The sequence below is a fragment of the Brevundimonas sp. FV1ye4L genome, from assembly GCF_058681255.1.
The window spans coordinates 2,115,144-2,131,702 of the sequence record NZ_CM178734.1 but is presented as its reverse complement, the minus strand read 5'-3'; the positions used below and the strand labels follow the sequence as shown (position 1 = coordinate 2,131,702).

At 66.8% G+C, this 16,559-nt stretch carries 18 protein-coding genes; 6 read left to right on the top strand and 12 right to left on the bottom strand.

The features are described from left to right. Positions 1 to 13 precede the first annotated feature (13 nt). Together fabB and ACW17X_RS10300 are read left to right on the top strand one after the other, a co-directional pair. On the top strand, positions 14 to 1,231 hold the full coding sequence (gene fabB / locus ACW17X_RS10305) for a beta-ketoacyl-ACP synthase I (RefSeq protein WP_492097121.1): 1,218 nt from the start codon (positions 14 to 16) through the stop codon (positions 1,229 to 1,231). A 4-nt stretch (positions 1,232 to 1,235) separates the two neighbouring features. Beyond that, positions 1,236 to 1,694: a GNAT family N-acetyltransferase gene (locus ACW17X_RS10300; protein ID WP_492097119.1), complete on the top strand. Its 459-nt coding sequence runs from the start codon at positions 1,236 to 1,238 to the stop codon at positions 1,692 to 1,694. Between the two features lie 126 nt (positions 1,695 to 1,820). On the opposite strand, the gene ACW17X_RS10295 is transcribed toward ACW17X_RS10300, so the two are convergent. Together ACW17X_RS10295 and ACW17X_RS10290 are read right to left on the bottom strand one after the other, a co-directional pair. Then, positions 1,821 to 2,402 (bottom strand): TetR/AcrR family transcriptional regulator, encoded by a 582-nt coding sequence (locus tag ACW17X_RS10295; protein WP_492097117.1) that lies wholly within the window; start codon positions 2,400 to 2,402, stop codon positions 1,821 to 1,823. After that, positions 2,399 to 2,863, bottom strand: a complete 465-nt coding sequence (locus ACW17X_RS10290; protein ID WP_492097115.1) for a nuclear transport factor 2 family protein — start codon at positions 2,861 to 2,863, stop codon at positions 2,399 to 2,401. Before ACW17X_RS10290 ends, ACW17X_RS10295 begins: the two co-directional genes overlap by 4 nt. A gap of 1,003 nt (positions 2,864 to 3,866) precedes the next feature. On the opposite strand from ACW17X_RS10290, the gene ACW17X_RS10285 reads away from it, so the two are divergent. Beyond that, positions 3,867 to 4,910: an aspartate-semialdehyde dehydrogenase gene (locus ACW17X_RS10285; RefSeq protein ID WP_492097113.1), complete on the top strand. Its 1,044-nt coding sequence runs from the start codon at positions 3,867 to 3,869 to the stop codon at positions 4,908 to 4,910. 18 nt (positions 4,911 to 4,928) lie between these two features. On the opposite strand, the gene truA is transcribed toward ACW17X_RS10285, so the two are convergent. From truA to ACW17X_RS10235, 10 genes are all read right to left on the bottom strand, one after another. After that, the gene (gene truA / locus ACW17X_RS10280; protein ID WP_492097111.1) at positions 4,929 to 5,672 is read right to left on the bottom strand and encodes a tRNA pseudouridine(38-40) synthase TruA; all 744 of its coding nucleotides are present in this window, start codon (positions 5,670 to 5,672) and stop codon (positions 4,929 to 4,931) included. After that, positions 5,672 to 6,595 (bottom strand): methionyl-tRNA formyltransferase, encoded by a 924-nt coding sequence (gene fmt, locus ACW17X_RS10275; protein WP_492097109.1) that lies wholly within the window; start codon positions 6,593 to 6,595, stop codon positions 5,672 to 5,674. The genes truA and fmt overlap by 1 nt, the downstream gene beginning before the upstream one ends. 27 nt (positions 6,596 to 6,622) lie before the next feature. Continuing rightward, positions 6,623 to 6,865, bottom strand: a complete 243-nt coding sequence (locus tag ACW17X_RS10270; protein ID WP_492097107.1) for a hypothetical protein — start codon at positions 6,863 to 6,865, stop codon at positions 6,623 to 6,625. Continuing rightward, entirely contained in the window at positions 6,865 to 7,443 is a 579-nt protein-coding gene (gene def / locus ACW17X_RS10265) for a peptide deformylase (protein WP_492097105.1), read from the bottom strand. Before def ends, ACW17X_RS10270 begins: the two co-directional genes overlap by 1 nt. Before the next feature lie 59 nt (positions 7,444 to 7,502). Further along, the gene (locus ACW17X_RS10260) at positions 7,503 to 7,772 is read right to left on the bottom strand and encodes a hypothetical protein (RefSeq protein ID WP_492097103.1); all 270 of its coding nucleotides are present in this window, start codon (positions 7,770 to 7,772) and stop codon (positions 7,503 to 7,505) included. Between the two features lie 84 nt (positions 7,773 to 7,856). After that, positions 7,857 to 8,258 (bottom strand): acyl-CoA thioesterase, encoded by a 402-nt coding sequence (locus ACW17X_RS10255; protein WP_271165442.1) that lies wholly within the window; start codon positions 8,256 to 8,258, stop codon positions 7,857 to 7,859. A gap of 34 nt (positions 8,259 to 8,292) precedes the next feature. After that, positions 8,293 to 8,883, bottom strand: coding sequence for a hypothetical protein (locus ACW17X_RS10250; RefSeq protein ID WP_492097101.1), 591 nt, complete (start codon positions 8,881 to 8,883; stop codon positions 8,293 to 8,295). Between the two features lies 1 nt (position 8,884). After that, the gene (locus ACW17X_RS10245; RefSeq protein ID WP_492097099.1) at positions 8,885 to 10,057 is read right to left on the bottom strand and encodes a polysaccharide biosynthesis/export family protein; all 1,173 of its coding nucleotides are present in this window, start codon (positions 10,055 to 10,057) and stop codon (positions 8,885 to 8,887) included. A 30-nt stretch (positions 10,058 to 10,087) separates the two neighbouring features. Further along, positions 10,088 to 11,371, bottom strand: coding sequence for a glycosyltransferase family 4 protein (locus ACW17X_RS10240; RefSeq protein ID WP_492097097.1), 1,284 nt, complete (start codon positions 11,369 to 11,371; stop codon positions 10,088 to 10,090). A 10-nt stretch (positions 11,372 to 11,381) separates the two neighbouring features. Continuing rightward, positions 11,382 to 12,374: a KpsF/GutQ family sugar-phosphate isomerase gene (locus ACW17X_RS10235; RefSeq protein ID WP_492088706.1), complete on the bottom strand. Its 993-nt coding sequence runs from the start codon at positions 12,372 to 12,374 to the stop codon at positions 11,382 to 11,384. 170 nt (positions 12,375 to 12,544) lie between these two features. Between ACW17X_RS10235 and otsB the strand changes: the two genes are divergently transcribed. The 3 genes from otsB to ACW17X_RS10220 are packed head-to-tail and all read left to right on the top strand — an operon-like array spanning position 12,545 to position 16,558. Continuing rightward, a complete protein-coding gene (gene otsB, locus ACW17X_RS10230; protein ID WP_492097095.1) occupies positions 12,545 to 13,303 on the top strand; it encodes a trehalose-phosphatase in 759 nt (252 codons plus the stop codon). A 4-nt stretch (positions 13,304 to 13,307) separates the two neighbouring features. Next, positions 13,308 to 15,092, top strand: coding sequence for a glycoside hydrolase family 15 protein (locus ACW17X_RS10225; protein WP_492097093.1), 1,785 nt, complete (start codon positions 13,308 to 13,310; stop codon positions 15,090 to 15,092). 53 nt (positions 15,093 to 15,145) lie between these two features. Continuing rightward, a complete protein-coding gene (locus ACW17X_RS10220) occupies positions 15,146 to 16,558 on the top strand; it encodes an alpha,alpha-trehalose-phosphate synthase (UDP-forming) (protein WP_492097092.1) in 1,413 nt (470 codons plus the stop codon). The last annotated feature ends 1 nt before the right edge of the window (position 16,559 follow it).

The following is a 16,559-nucleotide window of genomic DNA, read 5'->3' as shown; positions in this document are numbered from 1 at the left end:
AGAAGGAAACACTATGCGTCGTGTCGTCGTCACCGGCCTGGGCATCGTCTCTTCCATCGGCCACGGCGCCGAAGAGGTGACTCAGTCCCTGCGCGAAGCCCGTTCGGGCGTCGTCCATGCCCCCGATCACGCCAAATACGGCTTCCGCAGCCAGGTCTGGGCCCCGCCCAAGATCGGCCCGTGGGAAGAACTGGTCGACCGTCGCGCCGCCCGCTTCCTGGCCAACGGCACCGCCTGGGCGCATATCGCTTTTGAAGAGGCGCTGAAATCGTCGGGCATGACCGCCGACGAGATCAAGGACGACCGAATCGGCCTGATCGTCGGCGAGGGCGGCCCCTCGACCCAGGTGATCCTGCAGGCGGCGGCCACGACCATCGAGCGAGGCTCGCCCAAGCGGATCGGCCCGTTCGCGGTGCCGAAAGCCATGGCGTCCGGCCCGTCGGCGGTGCTGTCGACCTGGTTCCAGATGCGCGGCGTCAACTATTCGATCAGCTCGGCCTGCGCGACCAGCGCCCATTGCATCGGCGCCGGGGTCGAACAGATCCAGTGGGGCAAGCAGGACGTGGTTTTCGCCGGCGGCTGCGAGGACATCGACTGGTCCATGTCCAACATGTTCGACGCCATGGGCGCCATGTCCTCGGACTTCAACGAGACCCCCTCGGTCGCCTCGCGCGCCTATGACGTCAACCGCGACGGCTTCGTCATCGCCGGCGGCGCCGGCATCGTGGTGCTGGAGGAATACGAGCGGGCCAAGGCGCGCGGCGCGACCATTCTGGCCGAAGTCACCGGCTATGGCGCCAATTCCGACGGCTACGACATGGTCGCCCCCTCGGGCGAGGGCGCCCAGCGCTGCATGAAGATCGCGCTGGAACAGGCCGGCAATCCGAAGATCGACTATCTGAACCCGCACGGCACCTCGACCCCGGTCGGCGACTCCAAGGAGATGGAGGCGGTGCGCGCCGTCTTCGGCGACCAGATGCCGATGATCTCCTCGACCAAGTCGTTGACGGGCCACTCGCTCGGCGCGGCGGGCGCGCAGGAAGCCATCTACTGCCTGCTGATGATGCAGAACGGTTTTGCGGCCGAGAGCGCCCATATCGAGACCCTCGATCCGGCCTTCGAGGGCATGCCGATCCTGCGTCAGCGCCACGAGGGCGAACTGACCCACGTCATGTCCAACAGCTTCGGCTTCGGCGGCACCAACGGCACGCTGATCCTGTCCAAGGTCTGAGCCCATGTTCGCCCTGCGGGTGGATGATCTGAGCGGGGAGGCGGTGCGCGCCCTGCTGGCCTTCCACCTGTCGGGCATGCACGCCAATTCTCCGGCCTGTCACGTCAACGCCCTGGACCTGACTGGCCTGCTTCAGCCGAACGTCACGGTGTGGAGCGCCTGGGATGGCGAGGCCCTGGCCGGCATCGGCGCCTTGAAGCTGATCGACGCAGACCAGGCCGAGGTGAAGTCGATGCGCACCCACCCCGACCATCTGCGGCGCGGCGTGGCGGCGGTGCTGCTGGAACAGATCATCGAGACTGCGCGGGCCTCAGGCGTGAAACGGCTGAGTCTGGAAACCGGCCGCGGCGACGCCTTCGAACCGGCCCTGGTCCTGTACCGCCGGCGCGGCTTCGTGGATGGCGGACCCTTCGCCGGATACGAGGCGAATGAGTTCAGCCAGTTCCTGCATCTGGATTTGTGAGGGCCGCCCTGCGGAAACCGCGGGAGGCTGGACGTTCGCCGAGCGGCGATCAATTGGTCCCACCAGCCAGAGCGGACGTTCAGTTTCCACCGTCGAGCTGTCCGAGCGCCGGGCGGAGTAGGGACGTCAGCCGGAGCGGCCGATCGCATCGAGCAAGGTTGATTGGAGACGGCGAACAATCCGTTGGAAGCTCGCGTCGTCACCAAGCGCCCTTGCCAGGACGATGGCGCCCTGTATTCCAGAAACCGCCTCTTCAGCGAGATCCAAGGCCAAAGCTGGCGGCGCCCCTCCCACTTCTAGACAGTGGGCCAAGGCTGAGATCCAGCGAGCGAAGTATTCCTTCACTTTGACCGAGAACGCCTCACCAGCGGAGTTCAGCCCGAGGCTTCCAACGACGCACACCCTTCTTCCGGATCGGAAATAGGTGGTTACGTCGTCAAACATCGCCGTGATCGCCGCCGCTGGATCAACAGCCTGTTCCAGCGGCGAAAAGATCGTGTTGGCGAACCAACCGTCGATGTTTTCCAGGACGGCCTCCATCATCTCTTCCTTCCCGCCGGGAAAGAAGTTGTAGAGGCTGCCTTTGCCGAGGCCGGTCGCCTTTGACAGAGACGCCAAGGTCGCGCCCTCGAACCCGTGCTCGCGAAAGGCTTCCGCCAGCGCCGGCAAGGCGCTTTCGCGATCAGTGAGGGCGCGCTTGGAACTCACAGGCCCAGGTCGCTCAGAGAAGCGTGGTCGTCCGGACGGCGGCCGAGTGGCCAGAAGAACAGGCGCTCCGACTCCTCGATCGGCATCTCGTTGATGCTGGCGTGGCGGTTCGACATCAGTCCGTCTTCGGCGAAGAGCCAGTTTTCGTTTCCGTGGGCTCGGAACCATTGTCCGGCGTCATCGCGATACTCGTAGGCGTAGCGCACGGCAATACGGTTGCCGGTGAACGCCCACAGCTCCTTGATGAGCCGATATTCGTGTTCCTTGTTCCACTTGCGCTCCAGGAACGCCTGGGCCTGATCCCGGTTGACCGCGAACTCGACACGGTTCCGCCAGCGAGTGTCAAGCGTGTAGGCTAGGGCGACTTTGGCCGAATCGCGGGTGTTCCAGCCATCTTCGGCCAGACGGACCTTTTCAACAGCGGTTTCGTGGGTGAACGGGGGCAGCGGAGGTCGCGACATTTGATTTCCTTTCGAGGTTTGAATGGTCTTGGCAAGCGCGGGGGTCGCGAGGGCCGTAACGGGAAGGGTGGCTAGGAAAGTGCGGTGACGCCTTTGACCCCCTGAAGGCTCGCTGGCGTGTACCGTTTGGTACAATGTTGTACCGTACGGTACAAGTACTTTTTTGGATCTTTACGCGCGCTTGCGCCGGCACTGATGCGGCTCGGGGAGGCTGAGCTTCGAAATTCCGCGCCGCGGCAAGCACTTGAGCGCAGGGTCCTCTTCGCCAAGCCTCTGGCGAGAAGGGGGATTGCTGCACCTTCGGCCTCGCTGCCGTCTCTGGCGCGCTTCTGTTGACTGGTGTGGCCAGGTCCGAGGTCCGCGATCCACCCGTTGCGGATATTGGGTAGGCCCAGCGTGGGCAGCCATCCTAATTCTGAAAATATTCCGTCAGCAAAACAGTCGCCTGACTGAAAGATTCGGCCTCCAACCAACCATGCCTTCCAGCGGGCCTATACTCCCGCCCGTCGATATCGAAGGGAGGCCCGCCTAATTGCACTCTTTTGCACATTGCACCGTTTTCGAGGGTGCAGTTCAATTTCGTCCCGCCCCGATTTCAGACAATTCATACTATTCAGACTCTGTTTTTTCGCCACAACGTCTGAAATCTCCCGCCGCCCCGCGACAATTGACAAGGCTTGCCAACCACCCGCCCGGCCGGACAGGCGCCCCATGGCTTCAGGCCGAAGGCGACCGATTTTTGCGTGTCGAGCCGTCAAAACTGCGCGCTGCGCCGGTCTTATCGCCAAACGCCTGTTTACAGGGATGATCCTTGCCCTTAGAGAGCGTCGCCGTGACCCGCCCCATGACCAAAGCGATTACCTCGAAAACCACCGGCTTCGGCGGGGCGGTTTCGGGTGTGCGCGAGGTCTGAAGCGCCGAACCCCGATCCCAAGCCCCGCCGACGCGCGGGGCGGTCGATCCGGCTGAACCCCGCGCCTCCATCCTTCCAGGAGACGCCTGAATGTCCTTTTCCCCGTCCAATCCCCCCCACGTCGGTATCGTCGGCGCCACCGGCCTCGTCGGCGAGATGATGCGCGGCCTGCTGGCCGAGCGGAACTTCCCGCTGGCCTCGCTGCGCCTGTTCGCCTCGGCCCGGTCGGCGGGTAAGACGGTCCGCTTCGGCGAGACCGACATCGTGGTCGAGGATGCGGCGACCGCCGACTACGCCGGTCTGGACATCGTCTTCTTCTCGGCCGGCGGCGATACGTCCAGGGCCCTGGCGCCCAAGGTGGCGGCCGCCGGGGCGGTGGTGATCGACAACTCCTCCGCCTGGCGCAGCGACCCGCAAGTGCCGCTGGTGGTCGCCGAGGTGAACCCCCACGCCCTGGCGCACCTGCCCAAGGGAATCATCGCCAACCCCAACTGCACCACCATGGCCGCCATGCCGGTGCTGAAGCCCCTGCACGGCGCGGCGGGGCTGAAGCGTCTGACGGTCTCGACCTATCAGGCGGTGTCGGGCGGCGGGGTTGAGGGCATTCGGGTGCTGGAGGATCAGGCGCGCGCGGCCGTGGGGCAGGGCGCGGCCCTGGCCCGCGACGGGGGGGCGGTGGACTTCGGCGCGCCCGAGAAGTGGGTCGTGCCGATCGCCGCGAACGTGGTGGCCCTGAACTATACGCTCGGCGAGGACGGCTATACCGACGAGGAGCTGAAGCTGCGCGACGAGAGCCGCAAGATCCTGGAAATCCCCGGCCTGCCGGTCTCGGGCACCTGCGTGCGGGTGCCGGTCTTCACCGGCCACTCGCTGTCGATCAATGTCGAGTTCGAGCGGGCTCTGTCGGCGGCCCAGGCGCTGGACCTGCTGGGCCAGGCGCCGGGCGTGGTCGTCACCGCCGTGCCGAACCCGCTGGAGGCTGCGGGTCAGGATCCGGTCTTCGTCGGCCGGGTGCGTCCCGATCCCACGGTCGAGCACGGCCTGGCCCTGTTCGTCTCGAACGACAATCTGAGGAAGGGCGCGGCTCTGAACGCGGTCCAGATCGCTGAGGTGCTGGTTCAGCAGCGCGGCTGACCGGTCCGCAGGCGGGGTTCAGTCGTAGCGCACGCCGCTGAGATAGAGCCCCGCCGAGGGGGCGACGGGACCGCACCGGGCGCGGTCCTTCGCCTCCAGCGCCGCCTTGACCTCATGGGCGGTCCAGCGGCCCAGCCCGACCTCGACCAGGGTCCCGGCCATCGACCGGACCTGGCGGTGCAGGAAACTGCGGGCCTGGAAGACCAGATGCACCTCTTCGCCGAAGCGGGAGACGCGGGCCACGTCCAGGGTCTTGACCGGCGACTTGGACTGGCAGCCCACGTCGCGGAAGGTGGTGAAGTCGTGCAGGCCGACCAGGACCTGGGCCGCATGGTGCATGGCCTCGGCGTTCAGGCTCTTCTTGACGTGCCAGACCCGGTCCCGCTCCAGCACCGGCTGGGGGCGGCGGTTCAGGATCCGGTACAGATAGCCCCGACCGGTGGCGGAGAAGCGCGCGTGCCAGTCGGGATCGGGCGCGTATTCGGCCGACAGGACGCAGACATCCTGTTTGATCAGATGGGCGTTGATGGCGTTCAGGACGGTGTCCACCGGCCAGTCCCGCTCCAGATCGGCATGGATCACCTGGGCCGTGGCATGGACGCCGGTGTCGGTGCGGCCCGCCGCAGCGATGCGGATATGCTCGCCGGAGAAAGCCAGTATGGCGGCCTCGACCGCGCCCTGGACCGTCGGCTGGTCCGCCTGGGCCTGAAAGCCGTTATAGGCCGTGCCGTCGTATTCCAGGGTCAGCTTGTAGCGCGGCATCAGCCGAGCACGGTCCCTGCCGGCAGGGGGAAGCCGCGCAACATCTCATCGGTCGATTGCGCCGCCTTGCCCTCGCGCTGAACCCGGATCAGGCGCACGGCGCCGGTCCCGCAGGCCACAGTCAGGGCGTCGTCCAGCGCCGCACCGGGCGCGCCTGATCCGTCCGCCAGGGCCGACAGCAGGGCCTTGACCCGAACCGGGCCAGCCTCAGACGGGGCCTCGAACCAGGCACCGGGGAAGGGCGACAGGCCGCGGATATGGGCGTCCACCTCGGCCGCCGGACGGGTCCAGTCGATCCGGGCCTCGGCGGGGGTGATCTTCTTCGCATAGGTCGGTTCACCGACCTGATCCGAGGGGGTGACGCTGCCCCGCTCGATGGCGGCCAGGGCGCGGGGCCACAGGCCGGCGCCGACATGAGACATGCGTTCGGACAAGGTGGCGGCTGTATCGTCGGCGCGGATGTCCATCAGTTCGGTCAGCAGGATGGGGCCTTCGTCCAGGCCCACGCCCATCTGCATGATCTGGACGCCGGTCTGGGCGTCGCCGGCCATGATGGCGCGCTGGATCGGGGCGGCGCCGCGCCAGCGGGGCAGCAGCGAACCATGAAGATTGAAACAGCCGAGGCGGGGCGCATCCAGCACCTCGGCCTTGAGGATCTGGCCGTAGGCGACGACGCAGGCGGCGTCGAGGTCCAGGCTCTGGAAGTCGGCGACGGCCTCGGGCGACTTCATGCTCTCGGGCGTGAAGACCGGCAGACCCATGGTTTCGGCGAAGGCGTGAACCGGCGACGGCGTCAGCTTCTGGCCCCGGCCCTTCGGGCGCGGCGGCTGCGAATAGACGGCGACGATCTCGTGGCCCGAGGCGAGAAGCTCGGCCAAGGACGGCACGGCGAAGTCGGGAGTTCCCATGAAGGCAAGGCGCATGGGCACGCCTTTAGAACTTTAGGCCGCCTACTGCCAGCGGGTGAAGACGCCGCCGCCCTCATCCCACTCGCCGCCCGCGTCCAGGGCGTCGTCGAAATCGAGCAGCCGGTCCAGCAGCAGGCCCGCCACCATGCCCAGCAGGGCGACGCCGGCCAGGGTCGCGACCCCGGCGACGCCGATCTTCTGGCTGCGGGTCAGGCGACGTCGCCCTTGGGTGTCGATGACCAGAGACTGGCCGCGGCGGATGGGGCGAGTGGGGCGTCGGGTCATCAGGCGGCGATCCTGTCGCGGGCGGCCTTCTTGACTTTGGTCACGGCGCGATCCCGCTTCAGCCGCGACAGATGGTCGATGAAGAGCACGCCGTTCAAGTGGTCCATCTCGTGCTGGATGCAGACGGCGTAGAGGCCCGAAGCCTCTTCCTCCACCGACTGACCGTCACGGTTCAGATAGCGAATGCGGACGCGGGCCGGGCGTTCCACCTTGTCGAAATACTCGGGGATCGACAGGCAGCCCTCTTCGTAGGTGTAGAGCTCGTCCGAGGCCCACAGGATCTCCGGATTGGCGAAGAAACGCGGATTCTTGCGCGCTTCGGCGGCTTCCGGCGTGTCTTCCTCTTCGGTTTCGCAGACGGTTCCGTCGCGATCGCCCAGGTCCATGACGATGACCCGGTCCAGGGCGCCCACCTGAACGGCGGCCAGGCCGATGCCCGGCGCGGCGTACATGGTCTCCAGCATGTCGTCCATCAGGGAACGCACAGCGTCGTCCACGGCTGCAACCGGCTTGGACACCTGTTTCAGGATCGCCAGGTCGGCGGGTATGTCGATGGTGAGGATACGTCGGAGGGCCATGGTCGGGACGTAGGCGCGCCCCGGCGCGAGGTCAAGATTTCCAGGCGTCGCACGCTGTTCTACAGCGGAGCAGCCGCCTGCAAAGCGGCGCCGAAGACGCTCCAAACGGTCCAGCCGACGGCGAGCGCCAGAACCAGTGCGCCGACGCCCATGGCTCGAAACCGGTTCGCGGCCAGGGCGGCGAAGCGTTCCGGCTCTTCCGCGCGCAACACCTTATGGCGTCGGTGGCCGCGTGTGTAGATGACCCCGGACGCTCGCGCTTTAAGCCACGGAACGCCCTCCCGCAGAATCAGAAAGAGACCCGCGATATAGGCGGCGATGATGACCATGCTGTTCCCCCCAAACGGCCTGAGCATTTGGTGGTCCGGCTGCGCCACTGTCAACCGGACGACGCCAGACCTTGAGGGCCCCGCCTATTCCTTGCCGGGGAGGGGGCGGGGTTTGCGGTTCTCGTCGATGGCCACATAGGTGAAGACGCCCTGGGTCACGCGCACCGAGGTGGCCAGCGGCTGACCGCGCGACCGTTTCCAGGCCTCGACGTGGATGCGGATCGAGGTGCGGCCGGTGCCGATGACCTCAGCGTAGATGCTGACTTCGTCGCCGACGGCGACCGGCTGGTGGAACACCATGCCGTCCAGCGCCACGGTGGCGCAGCGGCCCTGGGCCAGTTCGAAGGCCGGGGTGGCGCCCGCCACGTCCATCTGGGCCAACAGCCAGCCGCCGAAGATGTCGCCTTCGGGGTTGGTGTCGGCCGGCATGGCGATGATACGGCCGACAGGCGGGGTTTCGGGCGGGTATTCGGGCGCGTCGGACATGGGCAAGCTCTGGCGTTCGGGGAAGGCGGCGTTCCTAGCGCGGCTTGGGCGTCTTGTCGCGCTTGGCGCGAGGCGGCTTTGGCGTTGTTGGCGGCGTCAGGGTCAGCCGCGTCGCCTTTACGGCCTTGGAGTCCCTGAGCGCCCGCCAGGCCCCGCCCAGCTCCATGGCGACCAGTAGATGATCCTCGGTCAGAACGCCGCGCCGCGCCGTTCGAAGATCGGCAATGTCGTTCAACAGGCGCGAGGCGGCTTGCAGATCGGGGCGGTCTGACCTCGCACCCAGGTCCTGCAGTCGCGCGAACCGCCAGCCCCTTTCCGGTGGATGCTCCAGCGTCAGAGCGAAGCGCGCCTCCGGCGGCAGAGTGGCGGCGATTAAGGTCCAGGCGTCAGTGCCGGGCGGCTTGCGATAGTGACCCGGCTCGGTCGGCAGTCCGGCGCGGGCATAGACCTCCAGCGCGCCGGCCTCGATCTCGGCGAGCGCGATTTCCAGAGGGTCTGGCGCTGATGGCTCGAAATCGGACGGACGATCGAACGGAGACGCCGCGCTATCGTCGTCCGTCCTTCGAAGGTGACCCGGTGCGGGGCCGCTCAGTTTAGACAGTGCGGCCCGCCAGCGCCCCAGCACCTCAGTCGACGTTGATGGCGCTGGTCACTGACACGTCATAGACCACGCGAGTGACAGTCTGGACGAACTCGAAGAATTTCCTCGCCTCGGCTGCCCCCGCCAGGGGTACGTAGATCACATCTTCGGGCATGATCTGCATATTGGTGGCCGCGAAGACGTTGGCCGCCTCGTTGAAGTTCAGCTCATAGACCACGGGCACGCCCCGCGGGGTGGCGGGTTGGTTGATGCCCAGGGCTTGCGCGACCTCTGGACGCTCGAACCGGAAGACCATAACGCGACGGGCGTTGGCGGTGTTGGTGTTTAGTCCGCCGACCTTGGACATGGCGCCGGTCAGAGTCATGACGCCGGACGGCATATCGACCTGCGTCACCGCATTCAGGGCGCCGAAGGTGGAGAAGCGACGCGGCTTGTACTGGACGTTGATCACATCGCCGCGTTGGAGGCGCACGTTCTCGCCGAACTCGGTCGTCACGGCCGTCATCGGCGCCGTGAATGTCTGTCCGCCACGCTGGATGCTGATGGTCAAGTCGTCGGTTTCACGGGCCGAGCCGCCCGCCGCCGCGATCACGTCCAGGATGCGGTCGCTGTTGACGCCCAGGGGCGCGCGACCGGGCTGGCGCACATCGCCGAAGACATTGACCGTATTCGAGGCGTTGTCGGCGATGCCGACCAGAACCTGCGGATTGGCGACCTTGCCTGCGAGGGCGCGGCGGACGGCCGCCGCAGCCTGGGGCGCCGTAAGACCTTCGACACGCACCTGGCCGGCGAACGGCACGGCGACCGAGCCGCTGCGGTCGACGGTGACGCCGGGCAGGACCTGGGAACCGCCGGACAGGGTCGTTTGCGTGCGACTGGCGCTAGAGCCGCTTCCCAGTGGGCCGCCGAACAGGGCGCCCGAAGGATCGTAGATCGAAATGGCCAGGGTGTCGCCGACGCCGATGACATCAGCGGGTTGTTCGCTCGACGCCGCAGCCAGGGTGCCGAAGAACTGGGGCGGGACCGCCTTCATCCGCTCGGTCACCTCATAGGTCAGCGGCACCAGGGCGTAGCTGCCCTGGGTCTGGGCCGTGCTGGCTCCCGCGTCGATAGAAGCCCCGGAGGGCCCGTCCCGCGGCAAGGTGGAGCAACCGCCCAGGATGGCGACGATGGCGAGGGGCAGGATGGTGCGAGTCATGAAGCGGGTCGGCCCTTGTTCGCAGGTTGATTACAAGCCTTTGGAGACGCCCGCCAGAGGCGAGGTCGGCTCCAGCCCTATGGCGCGGGCGACGATGTCGAAATGGGCGTGCCAGGACGGTGCGGCGCGGGCTGTGTGGCCTGGCGGCGGGTTCAGGGCGGCGCGCTCGATCGCCGCCAGCCAGCCCAAACCGTCCAGAGGGTCGATCAGTTCCGCCTCTGGCGTCAGTTCGCGGTGGGGCGGAATGTCTGAGGCGATGAGCGCAAGGCCCATGGCGCGGGCCTCGACCGCCGGCAGGTCGAACCCCTCGACCGAGGAGGGCGCCAGAACTGCGCGGGCGCCCCGCATCAGTCGCGCGAGTAGAATGTCAGACAAGTTGGAGGCCTGGTGGACGACTCCGCGGAGGTTCGGCGATCGCTGCAGATGGTCCAGCACCGCCTCGTTCTCCCAGCCATAGCGGCCGACCAGAACGAGCGAAGGGGTCTGCCCGCCCAGCCGTTCCTCCAAGCGCCGCCATAGGGTGAGGAGAAGCGCGAGGTTCTTGCGTGCTTCGATCGTGCCGACATGCACGAAATAGGGGCGTGGCGTCGAAAAGGCCTCGCCGGCTCCGAAGGCTGGCTCCAGTCCCAGATGGGCCACGTGGACGGGGGGCTGGGGCAGGCCTTCGTGCGAGGCGAAGGCGCGTAACTCATGCTCGGTATAGGCCGAGTTGACGATCACCCGGCTGGCGTGGCGCAGGGTGTTGGCGACGCGGGCGTGGTGCTTGTCGCCGTCGCCAGGCCGACAGAACTCTGGATGGGTGATGGGAATCAGGTCGTGGATCAGGACGACGCGTTCGACGCCCGCGGCCTCCAGATCCTGCAACGCCGTAGGGTCGTGCAGGGTGGTGTGCCCCACGTTCAGATACAGGTCGGCCGCAGGCAGCGCCGCAACGTGGCGCGAGTGGAAGAACTGCTTCAGAACCCGCCCTTTGTCCGCAGGCTTGTCCGCCGTTGGAGCGGGTGGGGGACTGATGACTGAGACGCGGGGGCGGACTGGGGCGGCGAGGGCGGCCAGCAGTTGTGCTTCATGCGCCAGGTCGCCCTGGGCGTCGCCTGCTCCGTTCCACCGGCTCCGCAGATCGGCGACGCAGCGGCGGAACCAGTCGGCCTTGACGGTCACAAGCCGGTTCTTGCGGCCGCGTACCGGGATCAGGATCACGTCGGGCCGGGACAGCAGCCATTCGGCATAGGCCAGACAGACCCGGTCCACCCCGGTGGGGGCGGATCTGTCGGCTCGGCTCATCAGCCGGCTGGCGTCGTAGAGGATACGCATGACCGGGCGCTCAGGCTACGTAGCCGGCCTGCATCAGTTCCGCGATATGGACGATCGCCGTGGGGCGTCCCTCCTCGACCACGAACAGATTGGCGATCTTGTTGGCGGTCAGCAGGTCGACGACGTCGCTCATCCGGGCGTCCGGTTCGACGGTGATCGGATTGGGGCCCATGATGTCGGCCGCCTTCAAGTTGGTGATGTCGCGCTGGAAGGCGCGGCGCAGGTCGCCGTCGGTGACGATCCCTGCCAGCGAACCGTCCGCCCTCAAGACGGCGACGGCGCCCTTGCGGCCCTCGGTGATGGCCGAGACTACCTCGCTGAAGGTGGCGGTCAGCGGCACGCTGGCGGGGGCGGCGGCATTGTCGCCCATCCATTCGCGCACGCTCTGCAGGCTCATGCCCAAGGCGCCCCCGGGATGGTGCAGGCCGAAGTCGAGAGCGCTGAATTCGCGCCGATCCATCAGCACCATGGCCAGGGCGTCGCCCAGGGCCAGGGTCATCAGGGTCGAGGTCGTCGGTGCCAGGCCGTTGGGGCAGGCTTCGGCCACGCTGGGCATCGTCAGGCAGACGGCGGCGTTGCGGCCCAGGAAGCTGGCGGGACGCTGGGTGATGGCGATGACCGGGATGCCGTTCCTTTGGCAATAGATCAGCGGATCCCGCAGTTCGCGGCTCTCGCCCGAGTTGGAAATGGCCAGCACGGTGACGTCTGGCCGCAGCATGCCCAGGTCGCCGTGGCTCATCTCGGCGGGATGGACGAAGAAGGCGTTGGTGCCGGTCGAGGCCAGGGTGGCGGCGATCTTGCCGCCGATATGGCCCGACTTGCCCATGCCGGTGACGACCACATAGCCCGGCCGGCTCATGATCACGTCGACGGCGCGGGCCAGGGAAACGTCGATCGTCCGCTCCAGCGCCTCCAGCGCCTCGATGTTCAGCCGCAGGACCTCGCGGGCGCGGTCGGTCATTACGGCGATGTCTTCGGGGGACGAATGGACGGTCTCGGTCATGGTCTGACAGGCCCGTGTCCGGGCTCTCCTTGGTTCGAGGCGCGCGATCTGCCCCATCCCAAGGCCGCGCGCAACACCACCTTTCAGACGACTTTGTCGCTTTCGGGTCAACCTTTGCCGCACTGGCGCGTTAAGGGCGCTGGGGAAGCCAAGAAAGAGTCCGAACTCACATGCCGTCTCACGCCGGAGCCGCCGCGCTGCTGTTGCCTACGCCGCCTGTCCTTGCAGACGGGGTGGCCCTGTTCCTCGATATGGACGGGGTGCTCGCCCCTATGGCGCCGACACCCGACGAAGTCGTGCCGGTTGCGCGCCGCACTGCAGCGCTGAAGGCCGTCGAAGCGCGGTTGGCGGGTCGGGTTGCTATCGTCAGCGGGCGCACTATCGTCGAGATCGACCGGATTTCGGGCTCGGCCCTGACCTCGGCGTCCGGCGTGCACGGGCTGGAGCGCCGGCTCAAGGACGGTTCGATCCAGCGCGAGGCCGCTGACGCCGGCGTCGCCGCGGCCTTGACGGCGTTTCAGGCCTTCGCGGCCGACCGGCCCGGCGTGATCGTCGAGGACAAGGGCGTGTCCGCCGGTCTGCACTACCGACAAGCGGCGGATCAGACAGCCGCCGCATTGGCGCTGGCCCAGCGCCTCCAAGCTGAAACCGGCCTGAGCCTGCAGCCCGGCCATATGGTGCTGGAGCTCAAGACGCCCGGCGCGGACAAGGGCACGGCCGTGACGGCCTTCATGCAGGACGACCCGTTCAAGGGGGCGATCCCCGTCATGCTGGGCGATGATTTGACCGACGAACATGGGTTCGAAGCCGCCGCTGCTCTGGGGGGCTATGGGGTGCTGGTGGGGCCTGAACGCGAAACCGCCGCCCGCTATCGGTTGGAAGACGTCGACGCCGTCCTGTCCTGGCTCGAAGCCGTGGCGGAGGCCTGATCCGATGAAACCCAATCTCGACCTCTTCCCTATCGGCAACTGCGCCATCAGCGCCCTGATCGACCGTCAGGGCCGGTTCGTCTGGGCCTGCGCCCCGCGTGTGGACGGCGATCCGGTCTTTTCGGCCTTGATGAACGGCGAGGCGCCGGATCACGGCTATTGGGCCGTCGAGCTGGAGGGGCTGAAACATGTCAGCCAGGCCTATGTCCGCAATACGCCGGTGCTGCGGACCGTTCTGACGGCGGAGGATGGAGCTGCGGTCGAGATCATCGATTTCGCGCCCCGTCACCCCAAACATTCGCGCACCTATCGGCCGCTCGCCTTCGGCCGCATCGTGCGGCCTTTGCAGGGGACGCCGCGGATACGCATACGGCTGCGCCCGTCTGCAGACTGGGGCGCTCGGCCGGCGCCTTGCACCTCGGGATCGAACCATATCCGCTTCATGTGTCCGGACGTCACCTTCCGCCTGACCACGGACTGCCCCGTGTCGCATGTGCTGGAAGAGCGGGTCTTCCGGCTGGAGCGGGCGCACGCCTTCTTCTTCGGCCCGGACGAGGGCTATGATCAGGATGTCGGCCCGGGCGTCCAGGCGGCCCTGGATCGCACGGTCGCCTACTGGCAGGACTGGGTGCGCAAACTGTATCTGCCGCTGGACTATCAGGAGGCGGTGATCCGGGCGGCCATCACCCTGAAGCTCTGCGCGTATGAAGAGACGGGGGCCATCGTCGCCGCCATGACCACCTCGGTGCCCGAGTTCAAGGAGAGCGGGCGCAACTGGGATTATCGCTACTGCTGGATCCGCGACGCCTATTACACCGTGCGGGCGCTGAACCGGCTGGGCGCGGTCGATATCCTGGAGAACTATCTGGGCTATCTGCGCAATCTGGTCGATGACTCGGCCGGGGGACATGTGCAGCCGGTTTATGGCGTGGGTCTGGAGCCCGGAATCGGCGAAAGCATTGTCGATACGGTCGAGGGCTATCGCGGCATGAAGCCGGTGCGGATCGGCAATCAGGCGCATGAGCATCTGCAGCATGACGTGTACGGACAGATCGTGCTTCCGCTGGTCCAGGCCTTCTACGATCAACGGCTGCTGCGTCCCGGCACGATCGCGGATTTCCACGCCCTGGAGAAGGTCGGCGAGCGGGCCTTCGCCATGCACGATCAGACCGACGCCGGCCTGTGGGAGTTCCGCACCATCGCCCGCGTCCACACCTATTCGTCGGTCATGTGTTGGGCGGCGTGTGATCGCCTGGCCAAGGCGGCGGATCATCTGGGCCTGACGGGACGAGGCGAGGTCTGGCGTCAGCGGGCCGCCGCCATCCGCGAGCGGATCGAGGCCGAGACCTTCCTCCCGGACGAGGGGCGGTTCGCTGCCAGCTTCGGCGGGCGTGAACTGGACGCCTCCCTGCTTCAACTGACGGACCTCGGCTTTCTCGACGCCCTTGATCCCCGCCAGGTGGCGACCTTCGACGCCATCGAGCGCGACCTGAAAAAGGGGCCCTTCCTGTTCCGCTATGTCGAGCCTGACGATTTCGGCGAACCGGAAACCGCCTTCAACTTCTGCACCTTCTGGTTCATCGAGGCCCTGCACCAGAACGGCCGGGTCGAGGAGGCGCGGGCCATCTTCGAGGAGATGCTGGCGCGGCGCACCCATGCGGGGTTGCTGAGCGAGGACATCTCGGTCGAGGATGGCGAGCTCTGGGGCAACTACCCCCAGACCTATTCCCTGGTCGGCATCATCAATTGCGCCGTGATGTTGAGCCGTTCATGGACCGACGTGCGTTGATACGCCGAACACCTGTCTGACCCCGGGGCTGGGGTCGCTGCCGAAGTGAAGTCATGAGTCGCCTTATCGTCGTATCCAACCGGGTTTCCGCCCCTTCCGATCCTGCCGCCGGCTCGGCCGGCGGCTTGGCCATGGCCCTGTCCGCCGCCCTGCGGAAATACGACGGCCTCTGGTTCGGCTGGTCGGGCGAGACGGTCGAGACCTTCACCGGCGAGATGAAGGTGGAAGACCGGGCCGGGGTCACCGTCGGACTGGTCGATCTGGAGCCCCAGGACGTCGATGAATACTACAACGGCTACGCCAACAAGACCCTGTGGCCCCTGTTCCACCACCGGATCGACCTGGCGCAGTACGAACGGTCCTATGGCGAGGGCTATGAGCGGGTGAACCGCCGGTTCGCCGAGGTTCTGGCCCCGGTGATCGAGCCGGACGACATCATCTGGATCCACGACTATCACATGATCCCGATGGCGCGGGATCTGCGCCGCCTGGGGATCAGGAATCGGATCGGCTTCTTCCTGCACACGCCCTGGCCGGCGCGTCAGTTGCTGGTCACCCTGCCGCATCATCGGCGACTGGTGGAGTCGATGTTCGACTTCGACCTGATCGGTTTCCACACCCAGGAATGGAGCGATCTGTTCACCGACTATGTGGTCAGCGAGGCCCAGGGCGAACTGTTTGGTCATGGCGGGCTGGAGTGTTTCGGGCGACGGGTCCAGACCGGCGTCTTCCCCATCGGCATCGACGTGGACGGCTTCCTGGCGGCGCGCAACTCGACCCTGGGGGCCCGGACCTACGACCGGATGGCGGCCTCGGCGGCCTTCCGGTCGATGATCGTGGGTGTGGACCGGCTCGACTATTCGAAGGGGCTGGAGGAGCGGCTGCTGGGCTACGAGCAGTTCCTGCACGACAACGCCTCGATGCGGGGCGAGGTCTTCCTGCTGCAGGTGACGCCGATCTCGCGCGACGACGTGGACTCGTATCAGGATCTGCGGGCGCGGCTGGACTCGCTGGCGGGTCGGGTCAATGGGGCCTTCGGCGACATGGACTGGCAGCCGATCCGCTATCTGAACCGCACCTATCGCCGCGATCAGTTGGCGGGCATCTATCGGGCGGCCCGCGTCGGGCTGGTGACGCCGCTGCGGGACGGAATGAATCTGGTGGCTAAGGAATATGTGGCCTCGCAGAACCCGGAAGATCCCGGCGTGCTGATCCTGTCGCGCTTTGCGGGGGCCGCCGAACAGATGGGCGAGGCCTTGCTGGTCAATCCCTACAGCCGCGAGGAGCTCTCGGACGCCATCCAGAAGGCCCTGACCATGCCCCTGTCCGAGCGAATCCGGAAATGGGAGGCCCTGATGCAGGTGGTGCGCGACACCGACGTCGGCATCTGGCGCGACGCCTTCGTCAAGGGACTGCTGGCGGTCGAGGGCGAACCGGAAAACGCCCAATGGGCGGGCGCGGCCTGAC